This is a genomic window from Xanthomonas euroxanthea (assembly GCF_903989455.1).
GTDB lineage: Bacteria > Pseudomonadota > Gammaproteobacteria > Xanthomonadales > Xanthomonadaceae > Xanthomonas > Xanthomonas euroxanthea.
On the sequence record NZ_LR861803.1, the window covers coordinates 3481122 to 3499348 of the forward strand.

Here is an 18227-nt window from a genome sequence, read left to right on the forward strand (position 1 = left end):
TCCCCGTGTACCGTCTGACGCTGGATTCCGACGGAGATCGCGATGCGACAGCTTGCCTGCACTCTCGCCCTTGCCCTTGCCTGCGGCCCCCTGATGGCGCAGGAAACCCGCTATGGCCCACGCCTGGAGGGCTTCGACTACCCCTACCCGGTCAAGACCTTCGCGTTCACCTCGCAACAGCAGCCGCTGGAAATGGCATACCTGGATGTCGCGCCCACCGGCAAGCCCAACGGGCGTACCGCCGTACTGCTGCACGGCAAGAACTTCTGCGCCGCCACCTGGGAGCAGAGCATTGCCGCACTGAGCAAGGCCGGCTATCGCGTCATCGCGCCGGACCAGGTCGGCTTCTGCAAATCCAGCAAACCGGCCGCCTATCAGTTTTCCTTCGCGCAGCTGGCCGACAACACGCAGGCACTGCTGAAGAAGCTGGGCATCGAACGTGCCGTGGTGGTCGGTCATTCAATGGGCGGCATGCTCGCCATCCGCTATGCACTGATGTATCCGCAGGCCACCGAGCACCTGGCATTGGTCGACCCGATTGGCCTGGAAGACTGGAAGGCCGAAGGCATTCCGTGGCGCAGCGTCGATGCGTGGTACGACAACGAACTGAAGATCAGTTTCGAGCGCATCAAGAAGTATCAGATGGAGGTCTATTACGCCGGCCAATGGAAGCCCGAGTTCGAACGCTGGGCGCGCATGCAGGCCGGCATGTCGCTGGGCAACGGCAGGCAGGCGGTCGCCTGGAACCAGGCGCTGACCTACGACATGGTATTCAACCAACCAGTTGTCTACGAACTGCCCAAGCTCGCCGTGCCCACCACCTTGTTCATCGGCCTCAAGGACCGCACCGCGATCGGCAAGGACACCGCGCCGCCCGAGGTCAAGGCACGGGTCGGCGATTACACCAAGCTGGGCAAGCGGGCAGCGCAGGCGATCCCGAACGCGACGCTGGTCGAGTTCGCCGACCTCGGCCACTCGCCGCAGGTGCAGGACCCGACACGTTTCAATGCCGCGTTGTTGAAGGCGATCGCGCAGTAAGCAGTGCCGACGGCAAAGCGATCGGCATGACCAACGCATCTGTGAAGCTGCAGCCCGCGAACGGGCGAGCTGCAGCTGCGATGCGTTTGCAACGTACAGAACGGACAGCGGACCAGCCGTGCAGCCGATGATGCCACCGACTGCATGCGCACCGGCAGCTGCCCTCAGGCGGAGGCAGCGCCTGTCCGCGTTCTTCCCCTATTAGCCGGCCACAATCCGCAACACGTCATCCAGCAACGCGGCCGCAGTCACCTCCGCGCCCGCGCCCGGCCCCTGGATCAGCAGGGGCTGCTGGCGATAGCGATCACTGCTGATGGCGACACGGTTATCGGTACCGGCGCCACCGGCGAGCGGGTGATCCAGCGCCAGCTCGCGCAAGCCGACGCTGGCGCCATGCGCATCCACGCGGCCCACAAAGCGCAGGCAGCGTCCTGCAGCGCGCGCCTGCTGCCAGCGCGCGCCGACGACCTCATCCAGCGCACCCAGCTGCGCATCCAATGCGTCAAGCGGCAGCCGCGCAATGCGCGCGGGCACCAGCGATTCCACATGCACCTGGTCGGCTTCCAGCTGCCAGCCCGCCGCGCGTGCCAGGATCAGCAACTTGCGCCGCACGTCCTCACCCGACAGGTCGATGCGCGGATCCGGCTCGGTATAGCCGGCCGCCATCGCCTCACGCACGCAATCGGAAAACGCACCATTGCCGTCGTAGCGATGGAATAGCCAGGCCAGCGACCCGGACAACACGCCTTCGATCGAATGGATATGGTCGCCGCCCGCCACCAGCGCGCGCACGCTGCTCAACACCGGCAGCCCCGCCCCGACGGTGGCGCTGTCGCCGTAGTGCGCACCACTGGCGTGACGCGCCGCGTGCAAGGCCTGCGCGCGCGACAACACGGTGCCCTGGCCCAGCTTGTTGGCAGTGACCACGTGCACGCCACGCAGCAGCCATTCCACGTGCCACTCGGCAACGACATCGCTGGCGGTCGCGTCCACCAGCAGATCGCCGGCACGCAAGGCGGTGGTTTCTGCCCAGGGTTGCAGCACGGCCTGGCCACGCGGTGCGGCGTTGGCCTGTTGCAAGGCCTGCGCGGCGCTGGTACCGCAATCGTGGGCAATCCGCGAATTGGCCAGCCAGTCGAAGCGCGGCAACTGCAGCTGGCGCTCCTGCAGCGCGGTGTAGCGCGCCACGAACGCGCGCCCCACCGTCCCGGTGCCCAGCAGGGCCAGCCGTGGCGTCGGCGTCACCGCTGCCGCCGAAGCGCGGCGCGAAACAGGCAGCACGGTGCTCACGCGTCGACCTGTTTGCGGCTTGCGGTGGTCAGCGTTGCTTCGGCACGCGCCAGGCCGGCGCGCAGGTCGATCAACAGATCCTCGGCCGATTCGATCCCGATCGACAGCCGCAGCAGGCCATCGGAAATCCCGGCGGCAGCGCGTGCTTCGGCAGTCATCGCCGCATGCGTCATCGAGGCCGGATGCGCGATCAGGCTTTCCACACCGCCCAGCGACTCGGCCAGGGTGAAGTAGCGCAGGCCATCGACGAACGCGCGCACCGCAGCTTCGCCACCATCGAGCTCGAAACTCATCATCGCGCCGAAGCCCTTCTGCTGGCGCGCGGCCAGCGCATGACCCGGATGCGCAGCCAGGCCGGGGAAATACACCTGATTGACCACCGCATGGCCGTCCAGCAGCTCGGCGATCGCGTCGGCGTTTTCCTGGTGCACGCGCAGGCGCGCGTCCAGCGTGCGCAGGCCGCGCAAGGTGAGGAAGGCATCGAACGGCGACCCGGTCAGGCCCAGCGCATTGGCCCACCACACCAGCTGCTGGTGCAGCTCGGCATCGCGCGCGACCACCGCACCGCCCACCACATCGCTGTGGCCGTTGATGTACTTGGTGGTGGAATGCAGCACCAGGTCCGCGCCGAACTCCAGCGGCTTCTGCAGTGCCGGCGACAGGAAGGTGTTGTCCACCACGGTCAGCGCGCCCACCTTCTTTGCCGCCTCGATGACGAAGCGCAGATCGGTGATGCGCAACAACGGGTTGGACGGGGTTTCAATCAGCACCAGCCTGGGCGACTGCGCCAACGCGTCGGCCAGCGAACGCGGGTCGGTCAGGTCGGCGGTGACCAACGCAAAGTGGCCCTTCTTGGCCAGCGCATTGAACAGCCGCCAGCTGCCGCCGTAGGCATCGTGCGGCACCACCAGGGTGTCGCCCGGCTGCAGCAACGCATTGAGCACCAGGTTGATCGCGCCCATGCCGGTGGAGGTGATCACCCCGCCGGCGCCACCTTCCAACTCGGCCAGTGCTTCGCCGAGCAGGTCGCGGGTCGGGTTGCCGCTGCGGGTGTAGTCGTACTGGCGCTTGTTGCCGAACCCGTCGAAGGAGAAGTTCGACGACAGCACGATCGGCGGCGTCACCGCGCCATAGGCAGTGTCGCGGTCGATGCCGGCGCGAACGGCAGCGGTGGCAGCGGTACAGGGGGCGTCGGCGGGGTCACGAAAGCTCATGCGGTTTCTCCGGTGAGGCGAAGGGCAGTGGCGAGGATCGCGTCGATGCGATCGATTTCTTTCAGGAAGGCGTCGTGGCCGTACGGCGAGCGCAATACGCGCAGGCTGCCGCGCGGCCCCAGCCCTTCGACCAGGCTGACCAGGTCGGCCAGCGGCACCAGGCGGTCGCCCTCCACCGCAACGACGACGGTGGGCACTCGTACCTGTGCCGGGTCGATGCGGTGCAGGTCGATGGACTCGGACAGCCGCAGGTAGGCGGTCACCGGTGTACGCGCGACATACTGCGCGCCGGCGGCATCCAGGTAGTCTTCGGCGGCCACGCGGACGCGGCCATTGATCACTTCCGGCGGCGCGTCGAAGCGCTCGCTGAATTCTTCCGGGGTGCGGTAGCTGAGCATGGCGAACTGCCGTGCCAGTGCCAGCCCATGATTTTCGGCGCATTGCAGCTGGCCCAGCGCCACCGCACGGCGCTGCAGTGCGCGCCAGGCGGCGGCATACGGATGCGCGCGATGCGCACCACTGACCGCAACCAGGGTGCCGACGCGGGCGGCATGGCGGCTGGCGAACTGCAGGCCGACCAGCGCGCCATACGAGTAGCCGACGAAGCCGTGCAACCGCGCGATACCCAGTGCATCCAGCAATGCGGCGATCGCATCGGCCTGGTCGGCGGTATCGATCGGCGCATCCAGCGTGCCGTCGGCGCCGAGAAAATCGAACGACAACAGGCGCCGCGAGGCCGGATCCAGCGCACGGCCGGCACCGACCAGGCCATCCACCCAGCCCTTCTCGGGGAACAGGCCGCTGGCGGCCAGATGGCGATGCGCGGAAATCCCGCCGGCCACGAACACCACCGGTGCACTGGCAGCGCCGACCAGTTCATAGCGCAGCCGCAGCTCGCGCATGCCGGCATGGCGCATCGGCAAGGCAATGACCAGTTCGCCGCGCACGGCAAGCACGCCGTCATCAGTGGCAGCGGGTATATCGATGTAATCGGGTGTGGACGGCGATGCTGTATTCACGAGGCTCATGGCGATATCCGGGGTGGATCGGCCATCGAGCTTCGCGGGAGCTCGCGTTCGACGTGCGCAAGGCACGATTCGAACCATCTTTCGGCGGACGCGGTGGTCCCCGCAGGATTTGGCACCAAACGCGGGCGCTTGCGCGCTCCGCTGGCTGCCCCGGCATCAAAGGGCCTGTCCCTCCGCCGGTCTCGATGGTGGAGCCAAGATGCCACCGCTTTTTTGCGATGTCAATCTCTTCATGCGGATGGAAAGATATATTTTCATCCGATACCACTCCGGCCTGTGATGGACCGCATACTTGAGGCCCCTTTAGTTGAGCCGATCACGTGCCCCACCACGTGTCTCGCAGCACCCCGACCGCCCTCGCCCGGTCTTTCATCATTGCGGCCCTGGCGTGTATCGCGCCAGCCAACGCGCAGCAGCGCTGGCATTGGCCCGGTGCCGCGAACACGCCTGCGAGCTCGCCGGCGGTCGCAGCTGCGCAGACTGCGGCTGCATCGGCCGGCACCGGCCCGTCACTGCAGCTGGAGTGGCAGGCTCCGGCTTACCTGGCCTGGGTCAGCAACCCGCTGGCCGGATCCGCACAGGTGCAGCTGAGTGCACCGCCCAGCGAGGACTATCGCGCCGTGCCGGCATTGCCGCTGACGGTGCAACTGGCTGCGCACGAGCGCCGGCTGCTCGCCCGACTGTATCCGGCCAGCAACCAGCGCAGCCTGGCCGGCCTGGGACTCACGCTCGATCTGGTGCCCGGCGATCCACAGGCCCGCCCGCAGCAGCAGGTGCGCTACCGGCTCCCGTTCCGCGATGCACCGATACACGTGGACCAGGGCTTCGGCGGGGCCTTCAGCCATGCCGATGCGCCCAACTGGTACGCGGTGGACTTCGCCTTGCCGCAGGGCACGCCGGTGCTGGCAGCGCGCGAGGGCGTGGTGATGGAGGTGCGGCAGGATGTCATCGAAGGCGGCCCGCAGGACCAGGCCGCCGCCGGCGGCAACCTGGTGCGGGTGCTGCATGCCGACGGCAGCATGGCCATCTATGCCCATCTGGCGCCCGATGGCGTGGCGGTGCGCCTGGGCCAGGTGGTGCGCACCGGCGAGCGCCTGGGCGCCTCTGGCAATACCGGCTACAGCACCGCCCCGCACCTGCATTTCGCGCTCCAGCGCAATGCGGACCTGCGCCTGATCGCGTTGCCGTTCCGGATGCTGGGCCCCCAGGGCGAATTGCAGTTCCCCTCGCCGGCACCGTGAGTGACGGCCGCCCGGCGAGCGCCGGGCTACCGACCGGCAAGGCCCAGGCCAGGGCCACAGAGGCCCGCCGCGGCGAAGCCGCTATAATCACCGGCTTCCTCAGTTTCCGCAGGCGTCCGACCGGGCGCGCTCAGCCCATGTCCGACGTCTCCAACGAAGCCGCGCGCCGCCGCACCTTCGCCATCATTTCCCACCCCGATGCGGGCAAGACCACGCTGACCGAAAAGCTGCTGCTGTTCGGGGGTGCGATCCAGATGGCCGGCTCGGTCAAGGGCCGCAAGGCCGCCCGTCACGCCACCTCGGACTGGATGGCGCTGGAAAAGGAGCGCGGTATCTCGGTCACTTCCTCGGTGATGCAGTTCCCGTACGAGGGCAAGATCGTCAATCTGCTCGACACCCCCGGCCACGCCGACTTCGGCGAGGACACCTACCGGGTGCTGACCGCCGTGGACTCGGCGCTGATGGTCATCGACGTCGCCAAGGGCGTGGAAGAACGCACCATCAAGCTGATGGAAGTCTGCCGCCTGCGTGACACCCCCATCATGACCTTCATCAACAAGCTCGATCGCGAGGGCAAGAACCCGATCGACCTGCTGGATGAAGTCGAAACCGTGCTCGGCATCCAGTGCGCCCCGGTCACCTGGCCGATCGGCATGGGCCAGCGCCTGAAGGGCGTGGTGCACCTGATCACCGGCGAGGTGCACCTGTACGAACAGGGCCGCAACTTCACCCGCCAGGATTCGACCATCTTCCCGTCGCTGGATGCCCCGGGCCTGGCCGAAAAGATCGGCGCACAGATGCTGGCCGAACTGCGCGACGAACTGGAACTGGTGCAAGGCGCCAGCAATCCGTTCGACCTGCAGGCGTACCGCGCCGGCCAGCAGACGCCGGTGTTCTTCGGCTCGGGCGTCAACAACTTCGGCGTGCAACCGCTGCTGGATTTCTTCGTCGAGCACGCACCGCCACCGCAGGCGCGCGACACCACCGGCCGCCGGGTCGAGGCGACCGAGGCCAAGCTCAGCGGCTTCGTCTTCAAGATCCAGGCCAACATGGACCCGCAGCATCGCGACCGCGTGGCCTTCATGCGCGTGTGCTCGGGCAAGTTCACCGCCGGCATGAAGGCATTGCACGTGCGCAGCGGCAAGGACGTCAAGCTGGCCAATGCGCTGACCTTCATGGCCTCCGACCGCGAGATCGCCGCCGAAGCCTGGCCGGGCGATGTCATCGGCATCCACAACCACGGCACCATCTCCATCGGCGACACGTTTACCGAAGGCGAATCGCTGTCGTTCACCGGCATTCCCAACTTCGCACCGGAACTGTTCCGGCGTGCACGCCTGCGCGACCCGCTCAAGCTCAAGCAGTTGCAAAAGGGCCTGGCGCAGCTGTCCGAAGAAGGCGCCACGCAGTTCTTCCGCCCGTTGATGAGCAACGACCTGATCCTGGGCGCAGTGGGTGTGCTGCAGTTCGACGTGGTGGCCTACCGGCTCAAGGACGAATACGGCGTGGATGCGATCTTCGAACCGGTGAGCGTCACCACCGCGCGCTGGGTGCATTGCGACAACGCCAGGAAGCTGGAAGAGTTCCGCGAGAAAAATGCCGGCAATCTGGGTATCGACGCCGCCGGCCAGCTGGTCTATCTCGCCCCGACGCGGGTGAACCTGCAGCTGGCGCAGGAACGCGCGCCGGACGTACGTTTCTCTGCCACGCGCGAGCATGCGCATGCCAGGGCGATCGATTGACCGCGGCTTGAACCAAGGCGTGCAACCGCGCCTGCCGGCGATGCGAATTGCTCGCAATTGCGGTACCTTTTTGGCATGAACGCAGACGCCTCCCCCTCGACCGACCTGCGCGACGAGATAGCGAGCGCCGTGACCCACGGCCTGGGTGCCATTGCGGCATTGGCTGGCGGCTCGGTGCTGATCACGCTGGCCGCCATCTATGGCGATGGCTGGCAACTGGCCACCTCCATCGTCTTCAGCGCCACCCTGGTACTGCTGTACGTCGCCTCCACGCTGTTTCATGCCATTCCGCATCCGGGCGCCAAGGCGCGCCTGCAGGTACTCGATCACTGCGCGATCTATCTGTTGATCGCCGGGACCTATACCCCGTTCACGCTGATCAATCTGCGCGACTCCTGGGGCTGGGGATTGTTTGCCGCGATCTGGACGATTGCCGCCGCCGGGGTGATCTTCAAACTGTTCTTCACCGGTCGTTTCCGCCTGTTGTCGACGGTGCTGTATCTGGCGATGGGCTGGCTGATCGTCGTGGCGATCCAGCCCTTACTGCGCTCTGTCGATACCTGGTCTCTGTGCTGGCTGCTGGCCGGCGGACTCTTCTATACGCTGGGCACGTATTTCTACCAGCGCGACACCCAGCGCTATTTCCATGCAATCTGGCACCTGTTCGTGCTGGCCGGCAGCGCTTGCCACTTCGTTGCGGTGATTGCGCAGGTCATGTGAGGCACGATCTGCGGCGCGTTCGCGCGCCGTGCACGAGCCATCGCCAACCATGGCCCGCGTGAACAACGTGACAGACACCTCAGCTGCATCTCCTTCCCCCACGCCACGTCGTCGACGCTGGCTGGCCGGGTTCGCCATCGTCGCCGCCATCGTGGTGGTCTTCGTGCTGCTGTTCCAATGGAACTGGCTGCGTGGCCCGGTCGAGCGCCTGGTCAGTGCCAAGACCGGTCGCGAATTCCACCTCGGCTATCTGGATGTGAAGCTGGGCCGCACGACCACGGTGCGCGGCAATCGGCTGAGCCTGGCCAATGCGGCATGGTCAAAGCGCGGGCCGATGGCCGAGCTCAACTCGGCCGAGATCGATGTCGAGTTGTGGCCGCTGCTGCGCGGCAAGCTGCGTCTGCCGGAAATCCGTCTGGATCACCCGACCGTCCTGCTGGAAGCAGGCGACGACACCCATCCCGGCAACTGGGTCTTTGATCAGGACGATGGCGATGGGACGATGCCGCGCCTTGGCCGCCTGCTGGTGAACAACGGGCGCCTGCAATACATCGATGCAGCCAATCGCTCGGATGTGGACGTGGCAATCAACAGCCTCGCCCCGCCGAGCAGCGACCAGCGTGCGGCGCCCATCGGCATCGATGGCAAGGGCCGCTGGAAGGGCTATCCCTTCACGCTCAAAGGCAACACCGCCTCGCCGCTGGAGCTGAGTCAGAGCGAGCACCCGTTCCGTATCGATCTGCGCGGCAGCGCCGGCGCCACCCGCACGCACGTGCGCGGCACCTTGACCAACCCGTTCCAGTTTCAGGTCTTCGATCTGCAAATGGCACTCAGCGGTCAGGACATGCAGGATCTGTATCCGCTGACCGGCGTAGCCATGCCGTCGACGCCGCCGTACAAGCTCGATGGTCATCTGCGCCGCAACGGCCAGCTCTGGCGCTACGAAAAGTTCACCGGCACCGCCGGCGATAGCGATCTGTCAGGTACCGCGGAAGTGGACCTGCGCAACAAGCGTCCGTTCCTGCGTGCGGATCTGGCGTCCAAACGCCTGGATTTCGACGACCTGGCAGGCTTTGTCGGCGCACCGCCGAAGACCGGCGCGAACGAGTCGGCAAACGCCGAACAGAAAAAGCAGGCCGCACAACTCGCAGCCAGCGCCCGCGTGCTGCCCAGCACGCCTTATGACCTGTCCAAGCTGCGTGCGATGGATGCGCAGGTGCGCTGGCGCGCGCAGCGCATCAATGCGCCGTCGTGGCCGCTGGACGACATGGACGCCTCACTGACCTTGAAGGACGGTCTGCTGCAGCTGGATCCGCTCAACTTCGGCGTTGCCGGCGGCGACATCCGCTCCACCATCCGCATGGATGCGCGCAACGAGGTGATCACCACACAGCTCAAGGCTGGCCTTCGCGGCATCCGGCTGGATCAGCTGTTCCCCGACACGACACTTGCCAAGCAAGCCTCGGGTGCCATCGGCGGCGAGCTCGATCTGCGTGGCCGCGGCAACTCGATCGGCTCGATGCTCGGTACCGCCGACGGCACGATCGGCGTCGGCATGGGCCGTGGGCATGTCGGCAACCTGATCATGGAACTGGCCGGGCTGGATATCGCCGAGTCGCTGAAATATCTGGTCACCAAGGACCGTCAGATTCCGGTGCGCTGCATCTTCGGCGACTTCGGGGTGCAGGACGGCCTGATGCAATCGCGTGCGCTGGCCTTCGACAGCACCGACACCATCATCGTTGGCGAAGGCAGCATCAGCTTGAAGGACGAGACGCTGGACCTGCTGCTGCGCCCGCGCCCGAAAGACCGCAGCATCCTGAGTCTGCGCTCGCCGTTGCGGATCGGCGGCAGCTTCAAGGACCCGACCTTCCGTCCCGACTTCAAGGCGTTGGGCCTGCGTGGCGCACTTGCAGTCGGCCTGGGCATGATCGCCCCGCCCGCCGCCTTGCTCGCGACCTTCGAACCGGGTCCGGGCAAGGACAGCGACTGCGGTGGCAAGTTCGCGAAATAAGCTCGCTGCAAGACCCTGGGCGACCAGCAAACTAGCCAGACGCTGTAGCGATGGTGGCAACGTGTTGAGCGTATGCACTTTCTTTGACGAGTGCACTTCTCAACAGACACACGCAGCGATGGCGAACAGCGGCATCGGTTCTTGCAGTCAAGATGCCCAGTCGAACGCTCGGTGAGTCGTTCGCGGCACCTCACCGCTCGCAGGACACGCCGTGAATTCGTCCCTGGAAGCTCGGTGGCGGCATCCCTTCCGCTACTCGGTCCTGCAATCGGCGAAGACACCGCACCAAAAAGTCGGTCGATGGCCACGTGAAAAAGCTTCTGATAGCACGAACGGGATCGACGTTGATCCGCGTCGCTATCGAACAAACGCATCGTGCATTGCTTGGACCATGCACACCGAATATCTCGACAGGTCCTTGCCCGCTCACTGTCGCGGCATGGATGCCGCGTAAGAGCCTACATGGACGTACTTGCGGCGTGTCCTGCGATGGTGGGCGGGCAAGGGCCCTGCAATAGGCTGCAGATCAAACCCCCTGACACTCATCTCTCTGCCCGCCACACTCATCAAGCCAGCCCGGGCAGAAGCGCCGTTCAAGGCAAGACGCAGGGAACCCAGCCGGCACGGCTCTAGCTGGCGATGTAACGCTGCAATTGATCGATATCGTGCTGCTGGCGCTCGATCACCGCCTTGACCAGATCGCCGATGGAAATCACGCCCTGCACGCGCCCGTTGTCCAGCACCGGCAGATGCCGGAAGCGTCCGTCGGTCATCAACTGCATGCAGCGCTCCACCGTGTCCGACGGCGACACCGTCACCACCTGGGTGCTCATGATCTCGGCAACGCTGGTGGTCGATGAAGCGCGGTCGCGCAACACCACCTTGCGCGCGTAATCGCGCTCGGACACGATGCCGACCAGCCGTGGTCCGTCCATCACCAATACCGCGCCGATGCCTTTCTCGGCCATCATCCGGATCGCCTCGATCACTGCAGCGTCTGCCGCCACGGCGAATACCTCAACCTGTTTGGTCCCCAATAGCTGTCGTACGGTCTGCATGGCCCGCTCCGCGCTTGGTCTGGTGGTCGCAGACTACTCCCACCACGCCGCGGTGGGTATCGACCAGGTACAGCGGACGCTGCTTGGCCTCGTCATACAACCGGCCCAGGTATTCGCCGATCAGGCCCAGGGCAATCAGCTGGATGCCGCCAAGGAACAGGATCACCGACATCATGGTCGGCCAGCCGGCCACCGGGTCGCCCATCAGCGCCGCCTTGATCACCACCCAGCCGCCAAACAGGAATGCCACCAGCGCGGTAAGCAAGCCCAGATAGGTCGCTGCGCGCAGTGGCACGGTGGAAAAACTGGTGATGCCATCCAGCGCGAAGTTCCACAGCCGCCACACCGTGAACTTGCTGCGCCCCGACAGCCGCGGCGCACGCCGATACGGCAGCGCCACCTGGCGAAACCCGACCCAGCCAAACAGCCCCTTCATGAAACGGTGGCGCTCGCGCAGCTGCTGCAAGGCCTCCACCACCCGCGGCGACAGCAGTCTGAAATCCCCGGTATCGGCGGGAATCGGCGTGCGCGACAACTGCCGGATCACCCGATAGAACGCATGCGCCGCGCTGCGCTTCAACCAGCTCTCGCCCTCGCGAAAAATCCGCGTGCCGAAGATGTTGTCGTAACCGGCGCGCCACAGCGCGACGAATTCGGGAATCAGCTCCGGCGGGTCCTGTCCATCGGCATCGAGCAGCACCACCGCACCGGGCAACACATGGTCCAGGCCGGCAGAAATGGCCACTTCCTTGCCGAAATTACGCGACAGCCGCACCGCGCTCACCTGCGGGTCGGCATCGGCAAGCCCCTGCAGCACGCTCCAGGTGCCGTCGCTGCTGCCATCATCGACATACAGCACATGCGTCTGCACGCCATGCAAGCCGGCCAGCACCGCGCACAGGCGCGGATGCAGCTGCGGAATGCTGGTCTCTTCGTTATAGGCCGCAATCACCACCGTCAGGCGGTCTGCTGCCAACGGCAGCTGGGCGGGGCCGGACGTCTGCATGCTCATGGTGCCTGCAGATACGCGGGGCCACCCAGCTGGCGTGCCTGCCGCTGGATCCATGCCGCCCGCCGTTGCACATAGGCGCCGGGACGACGTGCGTCATAGCGGCGTGGCGAAGGCAGTACCGCTGCCAGACGCGCCGATTCGCCCGGCGACAGCCCCGCCGCATCCTTGCCCCAGAACTGCCGGGCAGCGGCCTGCGCGCCGTACACCCCGTCGCCGAACTCGGCCACGTTGAGATACATCTCCAGAATGCGCTGCTTCGGCCACAACAACTCGATCAGCACCGTGTACCAGGCCTCCAGGCCCTTGCGCAGCCAACTGCGGCCCTGCCACAGGAACACGTTCTTGGCGACCTGCTGGCTGATCGTGCTGGCCCCGCGCACGCGTCCGCCGCGCGCATTGTGGTCGCGCGCCTTTTCGATCGCCTGCAGGTCGAAGCCGTGATGCAGCGGAAACTGCTGATCCTCCGCAGCCACCACCGAAATCGGCAGGCTGGCGGCGATCCTGTCGTAGTCGCGCCATTGCTGGTGCAGCGAAAAACGCCAGTCGCCCTCGCCCCAGGCTTCCAGATAGCGCCCCACCATCATGCTGCTGACCGGCGGATCGATCACCCGCAGCACCAGCACCTGCAGCACGCTCGCGGCAGCGAACAGCAGCGGGGCCGCCAACAGCCAACGCAGCCAGCGCCCCGCGCGCCGCGCTGGCGCCACCTGCTTGCCATCCAATGCATCCGTCCCCATTGTTCGCTAAGACCTTTCATTCCGATGCTCGTTGCATTATCCGGCAACCGGCGTCCCTTACGTCCGATGTCCCCATGACCGATCACGATCAGCTTTCCCGTTTCCTGCTGCCTGCCGCTGGCGTGCGCGGCGTCCATGTGCGCCTGACCCAGGCCTGGCACGACATCCAGGGGGCGGCCGACTACCCGCCCGCCGCCCGCCAGTTGCTCGGCGAAGCAGCGGTGGCCTCAGCCTTGTTCACCGGACACACCAAGGTCGACGGGCGCCTGTCGGTGCAACTGCGCGGCAACCAGACCCTGCGCACCCTGTTCGCCGAATGCACTGCAGCCGGGACCTTGCGCGGCATCGTGCAGCTGGCCGACGGTGCCGATGCGCCCGCCGACCTGCGCGAACTGGGCGAGGCCGCGCTGCTGGCGATCACCATCGAGAACCCCGGCCTGGACCCGCGTGAACCACAGCGCTACCAGAGCCTGGTCGGCATGCAGGCGCCGGACCTGGCCGAAGCCTTCGAAACCTATTTCCATCAGTCCGAGCAGCTGCCGACCCGGCTGCTGCTGGCCGCAGGCCCGGACCAGGCCGCCGGCCTGTTGCTGCAAAAGTTGCCTGGCGACGAAGGCGACAACGATGGCTGGACCCGCATCGGCGCCCTGTTCGACACCCTGGGCGCACCGGAACTGCTCTCGGTCGCCAGCGAGGACCTGCTGCACCGGTTGTTCCACGAGGAAGACACCCAGTTGCTGGGCAGCAAGCCACTCAGCTTCGGCTGCTCCTGTTCGCGCGAGCGGGTCGCCTCGATGCTGCAATCGCTGGGCGAAGACGAGGCGCGTGCCGCTGCCGAGGCGACTGGCGAGGTCGAGGTCCGCTGCGAGTTCTGCGGGCGTGAGTATCACTTTCCGTTGACCGCGCTGGACGTACTTTTCAGCGAGGCGCAGCCGTCATTGGACGCGCCGGAAAGGTTGCAATAGATAGCGTTGGTGCTGCATTCCGGGGAACGCGGCTACTTGTTAAATAATCATAAACGCCCTAGCATTCTGATTGCCCGCTCTCGGGAACTTAACAACTGCCCCTGGGTCTGAACTCTGGTATGCGACACCTTCTTCGCCTTCCGCTCGCTTTGCTGGTTGCCCTCGCGGCAGCCACGGGTGCGCACGCGCAGTCGGCATCCCAGCAGTTGCGCGAGAGCACCATCCTGCCGGTGTGGAACAAGGGCAGCGGAAAGGTCGAAGCCTTTCTGTACCTGGAGCCCACTGGCGAGCAGAAGGCTGGCGCACGCTGGCACTTCGGTCGCAACTCGCTGGACGCGGCCTTCGGCCTGACCTCGGGCGATTCGCTGGGCCTGATCTGCAACAGCAGCCGTGGCACCAACATCAACGGACTCGCCAGCCACTGTCTGCTTGCAGGCATTGGCGACGACGAGGAAGACAGCGCCGCAGCATCGCGCCGCGTCTCGGCCACGCTGGGCTTCAACCGCGCTGGCGCCCGCGCTGGCGTCACCGCCGGCACTGGCCGCGACACCCTGCCGGCCTGGTTGATCGGCGCCGGCAAGGCACCGCTGACCCGCGTCGAACAGAACGACCTGACCGTATTCGGGCAGAAGAACATTGGCCGCGAGGGCTTCGTCTCGATCGGCGGGACCTATGCGCGCGCGCGCCTGGTACCGCTGGCCGACGTTTCGCCGGCGATCGCCGACCAGTGGGACAGCAAGACCCTGAGCGTCGGTGGCGGCTACGGCGCCTTCAGCGCCAACGTCATCGGCCGCGTCGTCGACGTCCCTGGCCAGCCGGAAAAGTGGGAAGGTCTGGGCCTGGGCCTGACCTGGCGTACCCCCTGGAGCGGCCAGTTGACGGTCGGCGCAGAGAACGTGATTTCCCGTGGCAAGAACCCGTTTGCGCCGAGCAACGAGAGCAACAGCGACGGTACGATTCCGTACGTCCGGTACGAGCAAGATCTCTAAGTCATTGATTTGAATTGATTTAACGTGACGCCATCGGCCCGCAGCCGGTGGCGTTTTTTGTTCTGGCCATGTGCCCCACGCCGCCCTTCACGCCTTTCTTCTTTTTCGTTAACGGGACTTTAATTTCTCGCATAACGCATATACCATCGGTTCACCCTGACGTTTTGGATCCGCTTCTTCGGACCCCCCGACAGGCAAACAACCCTTGGCAGTACCCAAGATCACTTGGAGAGAGAGCTAATGAATTGCAAGTCCAACAAGCTGCGCGATGCAGTCGTCCTCGCGCTTGTCGTGGGCGTCGGCGGTACCGGTACCGCCATCGCTCAGGAAGCCGGCGGCACCACTAACCTCGACAAGATCGAGGTGACCGGTTCGCGCATCAAGCGCGCCGACGTTGAAACGTCGCAGCCTGTCTTCACCATGAGCCGTCAGCAGATCGAATCGCAAGGCTTGACCTCGATTGGCGACGTGATCCAGAACATTAGCTCGGGCGGTTCGGCGCTCAACAGCAATGTCAACAATGGCGGCAACGGCGAAACCCGCGTCAACCTGCGTAACCTCGGCTCCAATCGCACTCTGGTGCTGGTCAATGGCCGTCGCTGGGTCGGCGGCACCGGATTGGGCGGCGCGGTCGATCTCAACACGATTCCGACTGCTGCCGTCGAGCGCATCGAAGTCCTGAAGGATGGCGCTTCCACGATTTACGGCTCCGACGCCATCTCCGGCGTGGTCAACATTATTTTGCGTCAGAACTTCGATGGCGCCGAAGCGAATGCGTACTTCGGTCAGTACGACAAGGGCGACGGCAGCCGTGAGTCCTACGACTTCACGATCGGCTCCACTGGCGATCGTTGGCACGCCACGTTGGGCGTTGGCTACGTCAAGGAAGAGCCAGTCTGGGCAGGTGATCGCGAAATCTCGTCGGTCCCGGTGTTCGGTGCAGTTCGAGGCACGGGCAATAGCACAACGATTCCGGGTGGACGTTTTGGTATTTTCGGCTCGACTGGCCCAGACCCCACCACTGGCGCTCCTACATTCGGTGCAACACGTTTCAACGGAACGCCTGGGTTCTCCATCACCAATGACGGTGGTACCACCTCGCGCAACTACACTGCAGCCGATAGCTACAACTTTGCGCCGGCCAACTATCTGGTAACCCCGCAGGAGCGCAAGTCGGTATTCGCCGACGCTGGCTTGTCGATCACGGACAATGTGCGCTTCAAGACCACGGTGACCTACAACGAGCGCGAGTCGAGCCAGATCCTGGCACCGATGCCGATCGTTCTTGGTCGCTCCGCGCCCGGCACCAACGGCGCAGATATCGTTATTTCGGCAAGTAATATCTACAACAACACCGGCCGTGACATCGACTACATCCAGTACCGCGCCGAAGAGACCGGCGGTCGCATCTTCACCCAGAACGTCAAGACGTTCGGGTTCAGCGGCGCATTCGAGGGTGATTTCGAAGTTGGCCAGCGTTTCTTCAGCTGGGAAGCCGGCATGTTCTACGGCAAGAATGACCAGACCGATCGCACCACCGGCCTGTTCAATATCTCCGCACTGCGTAACGCACTTGGCCCTTCGTTCGTCGACGCTGGCGGTGTAGCGCGCTGCGGTACCGCAGCCAGCACGATCGACGGCTGCGTGCCGATGAACATGTTGAGCGGCCCGGGCTCGTTGACCCCGGAAATGCTGGGTTATGCTGGCTTCAATGCACATGACCTCTATGGATACGAGCAGAAGACTTATTTCGGCAACATCGGCGGCGAGCTGTTCGACCTGCAGGGAGGTGCGTTTGCATTCTCCTTTGGTGCTGAACACCGTGAAGAGTCGGGCTTTGACGATCCGGACGCGCTGATCAACTCTGGCGACACCACCGGCAACGCACGTACTGCGACCAACGGCGGCTACAAGCTGGACGAAGCCTATCTCGAACTCGCCGTGCCTTTGCTGGCTGACCTGCCGGGCGCCCAGTTGCTGGACTTCAGCCTGGCCACGCGTTATTCGGACTACAGCAACTTCGGCGACACCACCAACAGCAAGTTCGGTTTCCGCTGGAAGCCGATCACTGATTTGATGATCCGTGGTAACTGGTCGCAAGGCTTCCGCGCACCGTCGATCAATGAGCTGTTTCAGGGCGTAAGCGATACCTTCGAAGACGTGCGCGATCCTTGCGCAGGCTCCTTCAGCGATGGCTCCGTCAACGGAACGCGTCCAGGTTCGTGCGGCGCAGTGCCAGCCTATGCGCAGGCCAACCCGCAGGTACGTACCGCCACTGGCGGTAACCCCAACCTGCAGCCGGAAACTTCGACGTCCAAGACCTTGGGCTTTGTGTTCAGCCCGAGCTGGGTCACTGGCCTGGATATCTCGCTGGACTGGTGGAACATCGAGATCGAAGATGCAATCGACACGCAGACCGTGCAGGAGACCCTGGATAGCTGCTATCTGGCAGGCATCGCCAATGCTTGTTCGCTGATCCAGCGCGAGCCAACTGGCGAAGTGTCGAATCTGCTGGCAGTGCCGAACAACATTGCGAAGATCGAGGCTGAAGGTTACGACCTGACCGTAGGCTATCGTTTGCCGGACACCGCGTGGGGCAGCTTCAGCGTTGTGTGGGACTCGACCTACATGAGCAAGTTCGTGGTTGAGAAGCCGCTGCAGGATCCCGAAACCCGCGTTGGCTTGTATCGTGGCGGCTCGGCACAGGACAACAACTGGCGCATCCGCTCCAACCTGATGCTCAATTGGGAATTGGGCGACGTCGGCGGCTCGGCATCCATGCGCTACTACAGCTCGCAGGTCGAAAACTGCACCGGCGCCAACGTGGCGACTCCTGCAAACGTGGCACTGCTATGCTCGGATCCGGATCGTGTGACCGCTGCAGGTGCAGCGCCGCGCAATCATGTTCCCAGCGTGACTTACACCGATCTGGCCGCGTACTGGAAGGCTCCGTGGAACGCACGCGTCACCGTCGGCGTGAATAACGCGTTCGACCGCGATCCGCCGCAGGCTGCCACGGCATTTGCCAATAGCTTTGACCCGCAGTACGAAATCCCGGGTCGCTTCTACTACATGCGTTACACCCAGAAGTTCTGATAATCGGCTGCTTATGTAATGCGTAACCAAAACCGCGGCTCGAAAGAGTCGCGGTTTTTCTTTGCTCAACGATCAGACATCGA

The 18227-nt window shown here is 64.8% G+C and carries 14 protein-coding genes and 1 riboswitch; of the genes, 8 read left to right on the top strand and 6 right to left on the bottom strand.

What is annotated here, in order from left to right; translation table 11 throughout:
* Positions 1 to 42: 42 nt before the first annotated feature.
* On the top strand, positions 43 to 1038 hold the full coding sequence (locus H7A86_RS14685) for an alpha/beta fold hydrolase (protein ID WP_119131156.1): 996 nt from the start codon (positions 43 to 45) through the stop codon (positions 1036 to 1038).
* Positions 1039 to 1239: 201 nt separating this feature from the next.
* Here the strand turns inward: H7A86_RS14685 and H7A86_RS14690 are convergent, their stop codons facing one another.
* The 3 genes from H7A86_RS14690 to metX are packed head-to-tail and all read right to left on the bottom strand — an operon-like array spanning position 1240 to position 4570.
* Positions 1240 to 2328 carry a homoserine dehydrogenase family protein gene (locus H7A86_RS14690; RefSeq protein ID WP_180707901.1) on the bottom strand — a complete coding sequence of 363 codons (1089 nt, stop codon included), beginning with the start codon at positions 2326 to 2328 and terminating at the stop codon, positions 1240 to 1242.
* Positions 2325 to 3542, bottom strand: coding sequence for an O-succinylhomoserine (thiol)-lyase (locus H7A86_RS14695; protein WP_104583004.1), 1218 nt, complete (start codon positions 3540 to 3542; stop codon positions 2325 to 2327). The genes H7A86_RS14690 and H7A86_RS14695 overlap by 4 nt, the downstream gene beginning before the upstream one ends.
* Positions 3539 to 4570, bottom strand: a complete 1032-nt coding sequence (metX, locus tag H7A86_RS14700) for a homoserine O-succinyltransferase MetX (protein WP_115677686.1) — start codon at positions 4568 to 4570, stop codon at positions 3539 to 3541. The genes H7A86_RS14695 and metX overlap by 4 nt, the downstream gene beginning before the upstream one ends.
* Before the next feature lie 71 nt (positions 4571 to 4641).
* Positions 4642 to 4762: riboswitch (SAM riboswitch) on the bottom strand.
* Positions 4763 to 4890: 128 nt separating this feature from the next.
* On the opposite strand from metX, the gene H7A86_RS14705 reads away from it, so the two are divergent.
* The 4 genes from H7A86_RS14705 to H7A86_RS14720 all read left to right on the top strand — a co-directional run bounded on the left by H7A86_RS14705 (position 4891) and on the right by H7A86_RS14720 (position 10287).
* Positions 4891 to 5811, top strand: coding sequence for a M23 family metallopeptidase (locus H7A86_RS14705; protein ID WP_119131154.1), 921 nt, complete (start codon positions 4891 to 4893; stop codon positions 5809 to 5811).
* A gap of 137 nt (positions 5812 to 5948) precedes the next feature.
* Positions 5949 to 7553, top strand: coding sequence for a peptide chain release factor 3 (locus tag H7A86_RS14710; RefSeq protein WP_104583001.1), 1605 nt, complete (start codon positions 5949 to 5951; stop codon positions 7551 to 7553).
* Between the two features lie 75 nt (positions 7554 to 7628).
* Positions 7629 to 8273 (top strand): PAQR family membrane homeostasis protein TrhA, encoded by a 645-nt coding sequence (gene trhA, locus H7A86_RS14715; protein WP_115677689.1) that lies wholly within the window; start codon positions 7629 to 7631, stop codon positions 8271 to 8273.
* A 49-nt stretch (positions 8274 to 8322) separates the two neighbouring features.
* Entirely contained in the window at positions 8323 to 10287 is a 1965-nt protein-coding gene (locus H7A86_RS14720; protein ID WP_425509724.1) for an AsmA family protein, read from the top strand.
* 629 nt (positions 10288 to 10916) lie between these two features.
* Here the strand turns inward: H7A86_RS14720 and H7A86_RS14725 are convergent.
* From H7A86_RS14725 to mtgA, 3 genes are read right to left on the bottom strand one after another with little or no spacing between them, the layout of a single operon-like run.
* Entirely contained in the window at positions 10917 to 11345 is a 429-nt protein-coding gene (locus tag H7A86_RS14725; RefSeq protein WP_104648196.1) for a CBS domain-containing protein, read from the bottom strand.
* The gene (locus H7A86_RS14730; RefSeq protein ID WP_119127740.1) at positions 11305 to 12351 is read right to left on the bottom strand and encodes a glycosyltransferase family 2 protein; all 1047 of its coding nucleotides are present in this window, start codon (positions 12349 to 12351) and stop codon (positions 11305 to 11307) included. Before H7A86_RS14730 ends, H7A86_RS14725 begins: the two co-directional genes overlap by 41 nt.
* A 2-nt stretch (positions 12352 to 12353) precedes the next feature.
* Entirely contained in the window at positions 12354 to 13094 is a 741-nt protein-coding gene (gene mtgA / locus H7A86_RS14735) for a monofunctional biosynthetic peptidoglycan transglycosylase (protein ID WP_104582997.1), read from the bottom strand.
* 74 nt (positions 13095 to 13168) lie between these two features.
* Between mtgA and hslO the strand changes: the two genes are divergently transcribed.
* From hslO to H7A86_RS14750, 3 genes are all read left to right on the top strand, one after another.
* Entirely contained in the window at positions 13169 to 14059 is an 891-nt protein-coding gene (hslO, locus tag H7A86_RS14740; protein ID WP_104582996.1) for an Hsp33 family molecular chaperone HslO, read from the top strand.
* Between the two features lie 152 nt (positions 14060 to 14211).
* Positions 14212 to 15048 carry an XOO1806 family protein gene (locus H7A86_RS14745; protein WP_180497030.1) on the top strand — a complete coding sequence of 279 codons (837 nt, stop codon included), beginning with the start codon at positions 14212 to 14214 and terminating at the stop codon, positions 15046 to 15048.
* Positions 15049 to 15288: 240 nt separating this feature from the next.
* Complete coding sequence (locus H7A86_RS14750; RefSeq protein ID WP_119131153.1) at positions 15289 to 18144, top strand: TonB-dependent receptor domain-containing protein; 2856 nt, start codon at positions 15289 to 15291, stop codon at positions 18142 to 18144.
* The last annotated feature ends 83 nt before the right edge of the window (positions 18145 to 18227 follow it).